This window comes from Marinospirillum sp., from assembly GCF_014859565.1.
The window spans coordinates 1-12,583 of sequence record NZ_JACUUA010000096.1; the positions used below are offsets into that span (position 1 = coordinate 1).

At 51.3% G+C, this 12,583-nt stretch carries 10 protein-coding genes; 6 read left to right on the plus strand and 4 right to left on the minus strand.

Annotated features, from left to right (window positions below; translation table 11 throughout):
• The first annotated feature begins 163 nt into the window (after positions 1–163).
• Genes IBX50_RS12030 through IBX50_RS12050 form a run of 5 tightly spaced genes read left to right on the plus strand, consistent with a single transcriptional unit; the run spans position 164 to position 7,138 of the window.
• Entirely contained in the window at positions 164–721 is a 558-nt protein-coding gene (locus tag IBX50_RS12030) for a TetR/AcrR family transcriptional regulator (protein WP_292256164.1), read from the plus strand.
• A gap of 8 nt (positions 722–729) precedes the next feature.
• Entirely contained in the window at positions 730–1,797 is a 1,068-nt protein-coding gene (locus IBX50_RS12035) for an efflux RND transporter periplasmic adaptor subunit (RefSeq protein ID WP_292256166.1), read from the plus strand.
• A 12-nt stretch (positions 1,798–1,809) separates the two neighbouring features.
• Positions 1,810–4,854, plus strand: coding sequence for an efflux RND transporter permease subunit (locus tag IBX50_RS12040; RefSeq protein ID WP_292256167.1), 3,045 nt, complete (start codon positions 1,810–1,812; stop codon positions 4,852–4,854).
• Positions 4,851–6,401, plus strand: coding sequence for a CHAD domain-containing protein (locus tag IBX50_RS12045; RefSeq protein ID WP_292256169.1), 1,551 nt, complete (start codon positions 4,851–4,853; stop codon positions 6,399–6,401). Before IBX50_RS12040 ends, IBX50_RS12045 begins: the two co-directional genes overlap by 4 nt.
• A complete protein-coding gene (locus IBX50_RS12050) occupies positions 6,398–7,138 on the plus strand; it encodes an AAA family ATPase (RefSeq protein ID WP_292256170.1) in 741 nt (246 codons plus the stop codon). Before IBX50_RS12045 ends, IBX50_RS12050 begins: the two co-directional genes overlap by 4 nt.
• Positions 7,139–7,158: 20 nt before the next feature.
• Here IBX50_RS12050 and IBX50_RS12055 read toward each other — a convergent pair whose 3' ends face one another.
• Positions 7,159–8,940 carry a methyl-accepting chemotaxis protein gene (locus tag IBX50_RS12055; protein ID WP_292256171.1) on the minus strand — a complete coding sequence of 594 codons (1,782 nt, stop codon included), beginning with the start codon at positions 8,938–8,940 and terminating at the stop codon, positions 7,159–7,161.
• Positions 8,941–9,230: 290 nt separating this feature from the next.
• On the opposite strand from IBX50_RS12055, the gene IBX50_RS12060 reads away from it, so the two are divergent.
• Positions 9,231–9,671: a hypothetical protein gene (locus IBX50_RS12060; protein ID WP_292256172.1), complete on the plus strand. Its 441-nt coding sequence runs from the start codon at positions 9,231–9,233 to the stop codon at positions 9,669–9,671.
• Between the two features lie 53 nt (positions 9,672–9,724).
• Here the strand turns inward: IBX50_RS12060 and IBX50_RS12065 are convergent, their stop codons facing one another.
• The 3 genes from IBX50_RS12065 to IBX50_RS12075 all read right to left on the minus strand — a co-directional run.
• The gene (locus tag IBX50_RS12065; RefSeq protein ID WP_292256174.1) at positions 9,725–10,648 is read right to left on the minus strand and encodes a diguanylate cyclase; all 924 of its coding nucleotides are present in this window, start codon (positions 10,646–10,648) and stop codon (positions 9,725–9,727) included.
• Positions 10,649–10,774: 126 nt separating this feature from the next.
• Positions 10,775–11,455: a DnaA regulatory inactivator Hda gene (gene hda / locus IBX50_RS12070; RefSeq protein ID WP_292256176.1), complete on the minus strand. Its 681-nt coding sequence runs from the start codon at positions 11,453–11,455 to the stop codon at positions 10,775–10,777.
• A 27-nt stretch (positions 11,456–11,482) separates the two neighbouring features.
• Positions 11,483–12,583: DUF2066 domain-containing protein (locus IBX50_RS12075; RefSeq protein WP_292256177.1), on the minus strand; the 1,101-nt coding region annotated here is incomplete at its 5' end.

Genomic DNA, 12,583 nt, shown 5'->3' on the forward strand with positions numbered 1-12,583 from the left:
TTGGATTCGTGCGGGATCTGTCGGTTTTGGTGCTGGGAAAAAAAGAGCAAAACTGCTAAATTTGTTTAAAAAATAGACTGCTGGGTCTTGTGCGGATCTGCATTTAACTATACCATTCGGTTTTACTGTACCGAATGGTATTTTTATTTGTGGGGTTATTAACATGCCAAAAGCAAGACGCAGCAACAATTCACGTGAACACATTCTGGATGCTGCTCAAAAGGTGGCTATAGAGAAGGGTGCTGCCAAAGTCAGTCTGGATTCAGTGGCAAAAGAAGCCGGTCTGACCAAGGGAGGGGTGCTGTATAACTTCCCCAGCAAAGAAGCACTAATCAGCGGGATGCTGGAGCGCCTACTGGGTCATCACTGCCCCTTGGTGGATGAACGTCGTGCCGAGCTGGAAGGCCAGCCTAATCCAACCTTACAGGCTACTTTAGGTGTGATCCGCACCCTAGAAACCGTGGACAAGAACATCCCCATGGCAATCCTGGCCGCTGCTGCTCAGAATCTGGAACTGCTGCAGCCCATGCGGGATGAAATCAAGCAGCGTTATCAGCAGATCTGTTCAGAAAGTACCGATCCTGATCATGCCAGTTTGTTATGGGTGGCTGGTGAAGGGTTGATGCTAATGGATATGCTGGGTCTCTTGCCTTTCGGAAGTGAGCAAAAAGATCAGTTATTAAAGAACTTGGAACAAGGTGCAAGGGAGTTGCAAACATGAGGATTTTCTTGAATAAACCTCTGTATGGCATGGCTGGTTTGTTGCTGATGGCGGGTGTGCTGACAGGCTGCAATTTGAGCGAAGCTCAGAACAGTGCTGCTGAATCCCTTGCCAGTGTGAAGGTGGAAACTCTGGGTGAACTGGTACCGGCGATTAGTCGTCGTTTTGTGGGTCGGGTGGATGCCGTCAGCAGTGTTGATTTGTCGTTTCAGGTGGGCGGGCGTTTAACCGAGCTGCCTGTACAGCAGGGTCGTTTACTGCCAAAAGGCAGTCTGCTGGCAGCACTGGATGCCCGTGATTATCAGCTGGCACTGGAGCAGGCTCAGATACAGCAACAGCAGACACTACGAGATCTTAACCGTAAGCGTTCCCTGCTGGATAACAACTCGGTTTCACGTGCGGTGGTGGAAGAGGCCCAAGATCAATTCCGCTTGGCTCAACTGAGGGTGGAATCTGCTCAGCGTAACCTGTCTTACACCCGTATTACCGCCCCTTCCGATGTATTAATTACCCGCCGTCTGGCCGATCGTTTTGTGAACCTGCAGCCGGGTACACCTGTGGTGCGTGTGCAGGATGTCACGGAGTTTCGAGTGCATATCAGTGTTCCAGAAGACCTGGTGCGTCGGGTCAGCAGCCCGGAACTGGTAAAAGCTGAGTTATTGTTGCCGGGTGGTGAGGATCAGCGAATGTTACTGGAGTACCGGGAACATGCCACTGAGCCGGATCAGGTGGTGCAAACCTATCAGGTCACCTTTGGTTTTGAGCGTCCGAAAGATTTAAATCTGCTACCGGGTATGACGGCCACGGTGCTGGTTACGGCTGCACCCCAGTTGCGTGGTGCAGATCAGCTGGATGTGCCGGTTGCTGCCCTGAACAGTGCAGCAGATGGCAGTTTTTATCTGTGGGTTTTTGATCCTCAGACCAGTGAAGTGCGTCAGCGCAGTGTTCGTGTAGGAGTGATGGGTGGCGAACGGGTGCAGTTGTTATCTGGTGTGCAAGCTGGTGAGCAGGTGATTACTGCTGGTACTTCACGCTTGCGGGAAGGGATGCGTGTGCGCCCTTTCAGTCACTTTTAAGGAGCGATCAGCATGGATATCGCACGTCTTTCCATTCAGCGCCCAATGAATACCTGGTTATTAATGTTGTTGTGTCTGCTGGGTGGCATCTGGGCACTGATGACGCTGGGGCGGCTGGAAGATCCAGCCTTCACTATCAAGCAGGCGATAGTGGTGACTCCTTATCCCGGTGCCACAGCAGTGGAGGTGGAAGAAGAAGTCACCGAGCTGATGGAATCTGCCATCCAGCAGTTATCCCAGTTACGCCGTATTCAATCCCGCTCCATGCCGGGGCTGTCTGAGATCACGGTAGAGATCAAGGACACTTACAAAGGAGATGATATTCCGCAGATTTGGGATGAATTACGCCGCAAGGTAGGGGATGCCCAGTCGCAGCTGCCACCGGGGGCAAAATCCTCCCGGGTGGTGGATGATTTTGGTGATGTGTTTGGTATTTTTTATGCTGTAACGGCAGAAGGTTACAGCGACAGTGAAATCCGCGAGCTGGCAAGATTTTTACGCCGTGAGCTGCTGACCGTACCGGGTGTAGCCAAGGTGAGCACTGCCGGTGAACCGGAAGAGCGTATTTATATTGAAGTCTCTCACGAAAAGCTGACCCGCCTGGGATTGCCGGTGGAGCAGGTGATGAACACCCTGCAGACCGAAAACTCGGTGGAAGATGGTGGTGAGATACGTGTGGGTGACCAGCGGGTGCGTTTAGTGACTCGCCCCGGCCTGGATTCACTGGTCAGCCTTGAAGCATTACGGGTCGGGCGGGCGGGCAGTACCGAACAGATCAGCCTGATTGATGTGGCACAGATCAGTCGTCGCAGTGCAGAAAAACCGGATCAGCTGATCCGGTTTAATGGTCAGTCGGCTTTTACTCTGGCGGTTGCCGGGGTGGCGGATACCAATATTGTTCAGGTTGGGCAGGCCGTGGATGCTCACCTGACCAGCTTGCAGCATCAGATTCCACTGGGTGTGGAGTTATACCCGATTTATGAGCAGCATCAGGTGGTGGATGAAGCCATCAATAGTTTTATGCTGAATCTGGCCATGTCGGTTGCCATCGTAATAGGCGTGTTGTGCTTGTTTATGGGTTGGCGTGTTGGTGTGGTGGTGGGTATGACTCTGCTGCTGACCGTGCTGGGCACCACCTTCTTTATGCGAATTTTTCACATCGAAATGGAGCGTATCTCGCTGGGGGCGTTGATTATTGCCATGGGGATGCTGGTGGATAATGCCATTGTGGTGGCTGAAGGCATGCTGATCAACATGCAAAAGCGCATCAAATCACTGGATGCCGCCAGTGATGCCGTCAAACGCACTCAGATGCCTCTCTTGGGTGCCACAGTGATAGGTATCATGGCTTTTGCCGGTATCGGTTTATCACCGGATGCCACAGGCGAGTTCCTGTTTTCGCTGTTTGCGGTGATCGGGATTTCTCTGCTGCTGAGCTGGGTGCTGGCGGTCACCGTCACACCACTGTTGGGGCATTACTTTTTTCGTGTTCCAGAAGGTGATGCACCACAGGAGCCTTATGCGGGCAAGGTGTATGGACTCTATCGCAGCCTGCTGGACAAAACCCTGCAGGCACGGCGCACGACCCTGCTGGTGCTGGCTGTATTGACTCTGGGCAGTTATGCCGGTTTTGGCTGGGTCAAACAGGCCTTTTTCCCGGATTCCAACACCCCGATCTTTTACATCAACTATGAGCTGCCCCAGGGCACGGATATACGTGCTACAGCACGAGACATCGAGCTGATTGAGCAACGGGTGCTGGAAAAATCGGGAGTAGTCAGTGTTGCCAGTTTTATCGGGCAGGGTGCCAGCCGTTTTATGCTCACCTACGAACCCCGCCAGCCGGATACCAGTTATGGTCAGCTGATTATTCGGGTCGATGATCGCAACCAAATTGATTCCTTGGCTGCTGAGTTGCGTAACGAACTGGCCGATGATTTCCCCAATGCAGCAATTTATACCCAGCGACTGGTGTTTGGCCCCGGTGGTGGTGCCAAGATTCAGGCTCGTTTTTCTGGTGCAGATGCAAAAGTGCTGCGCGAATTGGGTGAACAGGCACGTCAATTGATGGAAGTTTCTGCTGACTTGACTGATGTACGTCACAACTGGCGGGAACAGGAGTTGACCCTGTCACCGGTTTTTAATGAAGAACGGGCACGCTATGCCGGTATCAGCCGTCAGGATCTGGCACAAACACTGAAGTTTTCCACTGAAGGTATGAGGGTCGGCGGTTATCGGGAAGGTGTAGAGCGTCTGCCGATTATTGCCCGCCCACCGGAAGCTGAGCGTCTGGATGCCAGTCGTTTGCTGGATCGCCTGATCTGGAGTTCTGTGGAAGGTGCGTATGTACCCTTAACTCAGGTGGTGGAGCGTTTTGAACTATTGCCGGAAGATGCCCTGATCCACCGTCGTGATCGTGTGCGCACCCTGACGGTGGAGGCTGAGCCAACGGCAGATAAAACAGCCGATGAAGCTTTTCGTCTGATCAGGCCAGTGATTGAAAGTCTGCCACTGCCAGAAGGTTATAAACTGGAGTGGGGTGGTGAATACGAAAACTCCCGCGATGCTCAGGCATCCCTGGGGCAGCAGCTACCACTGAGTTTTCTGGTGATGCTGGTGATATCAGTGCTGTTGTTTGGTCGTCTGGGTCAGCCATTGGTGATCTGGCTGGTGGTGCCCATGTCAGCAGTGGGTGTAGTGCTTGGTCTGTTGATCAGTGGACTGCCGTTTAGTTTTACTGCACTGCTGGGTTTTCTCAGCCTGTCTGGAATGCTGATGAAAAATGCCATTGTGCTGGTGGATGAAATTGACCTGCGGATTGCCGAAGGTGGTTATGCACTGGATGCACTAAAAGAAGCCTGTGTCAGTCGTTTGCGACCGGTATTTCTAGCCGCTGGCACCACCATACTGGGGATGCTACCCTTACTGACAGATGCATTTTTTGCCAGTATGGCGGTCACCATTATGGGTGGTCTGGCGTTTGCAACCTTGCTGACGTTGATTGCTGTACCGGTACTTTACACTTCACTGCTACTGGGAAAACACCATAAGACATGATGGATGCAGAGCAAGGTTGCTGGCTGCTGAACAAAGAGCCAAACAAAAAACGTTTGCAGAATCTACTGGGTTCTTCCTTGAAGTTAACGGATGAAGATCAGTGGCAATCCACTCGCTGCTTGCTGGATGATTTTGACTGGCACCTGCACCAGGCCGGGCTGACACTGTTTTACACCAGTCAGAACCGCCAGCAGGTGCTGAATTCAGAAGCCAGCCTGTATGAAGGAGAAGCATTGCTCTGCCGCCAGCCGCTTACTCAGCATCCCCGCTTCTGGCAGGACCTGCCGGAAGGGGAGCTGCAGGATCAGCTGAAAAAACATCTCGGTCTTAACTCACTACGAGCTGTTTTGCAGGTTGCGCAACAGCATGAATTGCTGGCCTGCCGAGATGATGAAGGCAAGGTGGTGTTAAGGCTGGAGATCCTGCGGCAGCAAATTCACAGCCTTGCCAGTGAAGAGACACCCCGTAAACACCGGATACTTTTCCGATTGTTGCCCTTGCGAGGTTATGCCTCCGAGGCAGCCAAGGTCATGGATCTGCTGGACAAACTGTTACTGGAGCCGGCGCAACCATTAAAAGCCAGTGAGCTGCTGGAATTTTGTGCCCTCAATCCACAACAGGCTTGTCCGGACAATCTCTTGCCCCACGATGCCAGTGAGGCCACTGCCACTGCTCTGCGCCACACAGCTTTGCAATTTCTGCAGCAGGCCAGACGTTATGAACCCGGTATTCTTGCTGATACCGATACCGAGTTTCTGCACCAGTACCGAGTCAATCTTCGCCGGGTGCGCTCCTTGCTCAGCCTGTTAAAACAGGCTTTGCCGCAAGAGCAGGGTCGCCAGCTGCGTCAGCGTCTGGCGGCACTGGCAGCAAACACCGGGCAGCTGCGCGATCTGGATGTTTTTTTGTTACAGAAAGACTTTTATCAACAGCTGTTACCTCAGGTTTATCGTCCCGGCCTGGAGGCCCTGCTGAAAACAACGGCTCGGCAGCGTAAAAAAATCCACCAAACCTTGACCCGTCAGTTGCTTGCTACAACCCATGAAAGTGATTATCACTGGTTGCAGCAACAACTGGCCGTTGAAGTACCAGAAGATTTGCTGGATGCCAGCGCCCCCTTGGCGAATTTACCTTTGGGCGAAGTCGCCACACAAAAAATCCGCAAATCCCACAAACGCATTTGCCGATTTGTTGCTGATCTGGATGAAAACACACCGGATGAGCAGGTGCACGAGCTGCGGATTGAATGCAAAAAGCTGCGTTATCTGTTGGATTTTTTCTCACTGCTCTACCCTGCCGAACAGATAAAACCGCAGCTGAAGGCATTAAAACGCCTGCAGAATATTCTGGGTGACTTTAACGATTTTGGGGTGCAGCAGGTATTTCTGCTGCAACAACTGCAGGCCAATACCCCACCGGAGCAGGTGGCTGCAGTAAATGGCCTGGTGGCACTGCTGTACAGCAAGCAGCTTCTGGCACGTAACAAGGTCATGAAAGCGCTCGCTGCTTATGCAGCACAACCCCTGCAACTGGAGATAACAGCATGAAAACCTTGGCGATCTACAGCATGAAGGGTGGTGTGGGGAAAACAGCCACCTCCGTCAATCTGGCTTACTGGGCTGCAGCGTCAGGTTTAAAAACCCTGTTGATTGACCTCGATCCCCAAGGGGCATCATCTTTTTATTTTCGCATCAAACCGGCCAAAAAAAGCTGGGGTAAACGCTTTTTTAAGGCCTATGAAAACCTGCTGGAAAATATCCGCGCCAGTGATTATGAAGGGCTGGATGTGATTCCCGCACACCTGAGTTTCCGTAACTTTGATGTGTTGCTGAACAGCCTGGATAAACGCAAAAGTCGCCTGAAAAATATTCTTAAAGGCATGAAGTCAGAATACGATCTGGTCATTCTGGATTGCCCGCCCAGCATCGGGCAGTTATCCGAGGCGGTATTCACTGCGGCAGATCAGCTACTGATTCCGGTGATACCCACCACCTTGTCAGAACGAACCTTTAAACAGCTGCTGGATTTTTTTGAGCAGGAAGACTATTCCAGAAAAAAAATCCTGCCATTTTTTTCCATGGTACAGCAGCAAAAATCCATGCACAAAAACACCCAGGAAACCCTGCGACAGGGTAAACCTGCGTTTCTGGATACAGTGATTCCTTTTTCTGCTGATGTGGAAAACATGGGGGAATACCGGGCACCGCTGGATGTATTTGCCCGCAGCAAACCTGCCAACCTTGCGTACAAGGATTTATGGCAGGAGCTAAAGAGCAAGCTCTAACCTCAAACCACCTGCCGGATTTATTCATCCAGCAGGTGACGTGTTTCAAAGCCCATAATCAGAGAGCCCCAGCGCTTGCCGTCTATATGGATCGGGATGGAGAGATCATTAAGGATTTCTCCAGTATCACGGATGAAGGTTTGCAGCAGGAAGGGACTCTCATGGGTACAGCGTCGTTGCTCCGGACGGGTATCAAAGAAGATACGACGGTTGCGGCACAAGGCGTTGTCCTTCTCAAAATCACCGGTTAAGGGGTTGGATACCTTATGATGGTGAACAGGCAAGTAACCTTCACTGTTGATCGCCACCGCATAAATAAACTCTGGATGCTGCTGCAGAAAACCATCAAACAGCGCCTGTAACTCTGATTCCACCTGTTCGGTATAACTGGTCAGATACTGGGTTGGCTTCTGACCGGGATTAATGGGTCGATAATTACGGTCAAACAGGTTCAGCCCACGATGCTGGAAGTTTTCCAGTTTCTCTGCGGTTTCTGCAGCCCAGAGATACCCCAGTTGGGTCATCTTTTCAAAACCACCAAAACCGATGATAAAGCGGGACAACAATTCCTGGGTGCGCTCAGTAGCTAGCTCCAGCTCAAAGGAGTTTTCGCGAGACTGCTCCATATCCTGCTTGACCGCCTGAGAAAGATCAGTGATGCTGCTGACATTCTCGTGAGTTTCCTTGTTGGTGTAAGAAAGCTCATCAATGGCTGCAGAAATAGTGGTCAACTGCTGATTCATCTGCTCAAACCCAGCCACCATATCAATAAACTGGTCACTGGTGCGGGTCATGAAACCTTCAGTTTCCTGAACATGCTGCAAAATGGCACCTGCACCGGTTTCTGTTTTACCGACCAAGCTGGTCATCTCAGTGATATTGGTGTGGATCTGCTGAGTGGCTTGTCCCACCTTCTGTGCCAGAGTGCGAACTTCATCAGCCACCACAGCAAAACCTCGACCGGCATCACCGGCACGTGCAGCTTCAATCGAGGCATTGAGTGCCAGCAGGTTGGTCTGTTCGGAAAAATCGGCCACCACAGTAAGAATATTGCGGATATTGTCCGAGTTCTGACTCAGGGTAGTCACCGTTTCCTGAAATCCTTGTGCCAGCTGTGCCACCCGTTTGATCTGTTCGGAAACATCCTTCAATTCGTTGCTGGACAGGTGAATTTCTTCCAGATTACGACTGGTTTGCTGGCTGATATTGGCGGTATTCGAAGCAATTTCTTCCACTGCCAGCGTTGCCTGGCTGCTGGATTCAAAAATCTGCTGTGCCTGTTGTTCCTGACGGGTGGATGATGCGGCGGCCTGTGCCAACATCTTCTGCACTCTGGCCGCATTTAATGCCACGCTAACCGAGTGGTGGCGGGTTTCGCTGATCATCTGTTTTAACCGACCGGAAAACTCGTTATAGCTGCGAGCCATTTCCGAGATTTCATCAAAAGTGTAATCCGGCAAGGTGGCGGAAATGTCGCCATTTTTATCACGGATGGCTTGTAACACCTTGGTGATGTCACGAATGGGCTTCACAAACAGGTGGCGCATAAAAAATACAGTAAACATACCGATGACTAACGCTATCAGACTGGATAACCCCAGCAACCACCAGAAATTCATCAGCATCGGGTACAGGGCTTCGGACTGACCAACAGCACTGACCTTGTCTTCCAGTTGTTTCAGGTAATAAATGGCGAGTACCACCAGGATGGCCTGGGGCAGCAACAGTGCAACAACATTCCCTACTATTTTGCGCGTGAGGGTGTACCAAAAAGCTTTTTCAATCGTGCGGTATAAATTCATGGTCGCGACTCTTGTTATAGGAATATGACCCAAACCATTAAATATGCCACTTTAGTGCATAAAAATGAAGCGATTAAGACTAATGGCGGGGATATAAGGTTCGGCATTGACAGACAGGGCAATCGGGCTTAATTGATACCCAGTAGCTTGAGCAGCTAGTCATTGTCCCGCCTTATTCACGAGACATGGCTGAAAGGTGGGTGTGGCAATGGTATGCTGTTGAAATATGACGTGTTCCAGCAAGAACGGTTTATCTCAACGACCAAAGCCACGGGTGAAACTATACCACCATGACAACCTCATTCAACACCTCCGTGAATCTTTCGCTCAGCAACCAGGCCAACAGCAGCGATGCCGGTGCTCTTCTGGTGCGTGAAGCTCTGGAAAAAAGCCAGGTGATGAACTTTCTTGCTGATCACCTCACCGACTCCCGTGATCCTGCGCGTTACCCGAAATTCAAAAGAAAGCACGGCAAGCAGTCCAGTTACCACTGTACGAGCGTAAGTGCAGGTGAAAACTGGATCAAAATCCCAAAAATGGAGCCGATTAAGGCACGGATTCATCGCAAGGTTGAGGGTCAGTATCACCCGTGCTTGTCAGATAGAGACAGAGATGTGAATGCAGCGCTCAACATTCGAGCGCAGGGTATTTTGAAATTAAAGGCCGCAGGACTATCGGTCTCTGCCACTGGAGACCAGCGTCAATCGGGTCACGCACCCGTTGCTGCCTGAGAAGTTGGAAGCCTCGCCCGTGGCGCTTGAGCGTAGGGCGGGGAGCAGTCACACTAGAGCTGCAGGCTGACCAGACCCAAACGATGGACTTCATGAGTCATTTCAGGGGTTTTGAGTTCACGCATCCGGGTGATGACTTTTTCAAGCAACAATTCAGGTTCGCCGCGCTGAGGAAGTTCCGCCACACCAATGCATGAATGAATTCTGAGGGTAGGAAACTCAGAATATTTAACCTTACTCAAAGCCTTGTTAATTCGTTCTGCCAGCAATAAACCATCCTGCTGACCCTTGCCAGGCATCAGGATGCATAGCTTGCGTCCACTGAAGCGCGCACAGATATCATCCCGGCTAGCACAGTGCTGCAACAGGCTTCCCATGTTACGCAGCACTCTGTCACCAATACTCTGGCCGAACTGCTCGTTGATTTCATGCAGGTTTTTCATATCAATGGTGACCAGCGCCAAGCGTAAACCATTAGGCCCGACTTGATCCAACAGCTCGCGGAACACCTGCAGGAAAGCATCACGCTGGTAAAGTGCGGTTGTTTTGTCCTGGCGGGATTCGATCTGCGCATCAGCCAGCAGATTGTGCACTTGATCCGTTACGGCAACCCGTTCGGCAATATCTCTGCCGCTGGCCAGAATAAAATGACGTCCATCAGAGTCAATCAGCTGCAGGCGAAATTCAAAATCATGTGCAACTCCCAGATTACGGCGTACCGGAGTAACCAGCGTTGCTCCCTCACCTTCATCCAGCATCCGCAGGTTGTCGAGTATGCCTTCAAGCTCAGCACTGGTGAGTTCTGGCATAAAAACCAGAGGTGACTCACCAATTAGCGAGTCGGGTGGGTAACCTAACCAGCTCGAACCATGATCATTAATAAACAGCAGTTTTAGATCCGCTGGATCAAGCACCAGCACCAAATCCAGTGACTGCTGGAGTATATGAGCAATTTCCTGTTCAGAAATTTTAGCCAAGACCCTTTCCTTCTGAAGCTGATTATGACAACGGCAAAAACGTTATGCGCTACTGCTTTATAGATTAACTCTAACAAAGCTGCAAGCGGAAGCATAAAGTACAAAAAAACACGAAACCAGCAAGAATCACCAGTTTAATGCTTGCCGCACAAACGGGATAGTGAGCTTACGCTGTTGCTTTAAGCTGGTCTCATCCAGTGTATCCAACAGGGCAAAAAGGCCGCTTAGTCGACGTGGGCTGCGATTCAGCACATAACGTCCAACCTCATCTGGCATTTCCATGCCTCGCTGTTTAGCGCGCATTTTGAGAACTGTCAGTTTCTCCTCATCCTTAAGGGTTTGCAGTTGGTAGGTCAGCCCCCATGAAAGCCGTGAAGCCAGATCCTGAAGCTGCACATCCAGATGAGAGGGTGCACAACTGGCCGCAATCACCAGCATTCCCTCTTTCTCCTTGATCCGGTTAAACAGATGGAACAGCGCCTCTTCCCAATCAGGTTGGCCTGCCACCAGATGCAGGTTGTCTATACATACCAATCCATCATCGGGTTCAGCCAGTCTGGATGCCTGCTGACCAGTTTCATTCAGATCCAGGTAAACTGCCGTTTTGTGTCGCTGTTCAGCGTCGGCACAGGCAGCATGCAACAGATGGGTTTTGCCTGAGTCTTCCCGCCCCCACAAAAAAATATAGTGAAAACCATCAGCCCGGAGCTGTTCACGCAATTCTCCAAGTGCAGCGGCATTCTGGCCAGGTAAAAAATTGCCAAAATGCAGGTCATCCTGAAGGTTGACTCCCAGAGAAAGCTGCATGGACTGAAGCACTATAAGCGACCCTTTTTAATTCGATTGCCAGCGAAAATAAGCATCCACCTGCCCAGCTTGTGCTGCTGGAGCCGATGTATTAACTGCTTCACTGTAATTACGGCTCTGTTGCAGACCTAGAAAGGGTTCTTCTTTCATTCGTCCATCCAGAGCCAGGTTGGCACGAAACTGACTCAAGCCACCTCGTAAGCCCAGCTCTAGCAACAGCTGCTGATCCTGAGCCTGCACTATCCGTACCTGACTGGTCAGAGACAGCCCATTAAGATAACGAGTGAGTGCGGCATAGTCACGGGTTGACTGTACATTGGAGACCCGCACACGATAGGTTCCGGTACCCTCTCCAGGCTGGCTGGCATAACGGCGGGACAACTCTTCTGCAACAAAGTTAACCCCTTCATCCAGCGCAGCACCCAGGGTGGCTACCGAGGCTCTATGTGTGACACTGTCAATACCGGTAAAAAGTTGCCACTGCACCGTCCAGCTGTTGCCGGAAGGTTGGATACGAGCAATCGCTACAGCATCGGGTTTATAAATCTGTGAAGCATCTAATACCTCACGTGCAAAACCACCCCATACATCTGATAGCAATGTGGAAGGGATAGGATGGATTTTTGAGTTGGGTAGTGTTGTCGGAAGACCGCGCTGACTGGCACGAGTCAACAAGGCGTCAGACAATGGCTCGTTGGACTCCGGGCTGACCAGATATCGCCCTTGCCGCCCTTCCAGTGCAATCCAGAAAAGTGTTCTTGGGCGATTACTGTCCCAGATTGGCAGTTCAAGCCTTCGCAGCAGCTGGCTGACACCCGCAGGATCAAACTCCAGCTCCAGTATCTGAGCGCGGACTTGATCCCCTCCTGCAAGAGTGATCAATTCATTGCTGCTCTTGTAGCTGAACTGGGTAATCAGTCGCTGCGCCGAAGTCAGCTCATGCCAGACAGCATAACGCGGATGATCCTTATAGGCTTCCGGAGCTAGGGCAAAATCCTCCGGCGGCATTTTATCCCGCACTTTTGTGGTACCGGAAGCGCGCACCAGCAACTGTTGTAATAGCTGATTGGCGGCTGTGGCACGGGTGGTATCGGATGTATCCGCTACCGGTATGCTCAGGTTGTAAAG

Bases quoted from the DNA above. Each gene is read 5' to 3' on its own strand.
- IBX50_RS12040 (WP_292256167.1), top strand. From the start codon at position 1,810: ATGGATATCGCACGTCTTTCCATTCAGCGCCCAATGAATACCTGGTTA.
- hda (WP_292256176.1), bottom strand. From the start codon at position 11,455: ATGCAGCTTTCTCTGGGAGTCAACCTTCAGGATGACCTGCATTTTGGC.
- IBX50_RS12050 (WP_292256170.1), top strand. From the start codon at position 6,398: ATGAAAACCTTGGCGATCTACAGCATGAAGGGTGGTGTGGGGAAAACA.
- IBX50_RS12045 (WP_292256169.1), top strand. From the start codon at position 4,851: ATGATGGATGCAGAGCAAGGTTGCTGGCTGCTGAACAAAGAGCCAAAC.
- IBX50_RS12055 (WP_292256171.1), bottom strand. From the start codon at position 8,940: ATGAATTTATACCGCACGATTGAAAAAGCTTTTTGGTACACCCTCACG.
- IBX50_RS12060 (WP_292256172.1), top strand. From the start codon at position 9,231: ATGACAACCTCATTCAACACCTCCGTGAATCTTTCGCTCAGCAACCAG.
- IBX50_RS12030 (WP_292256164.1), top strand. From the start codon at position 164: ATGCCAAAAGCAAGACGCAGCAACAATTCACGTGAACACATTCTGGAT.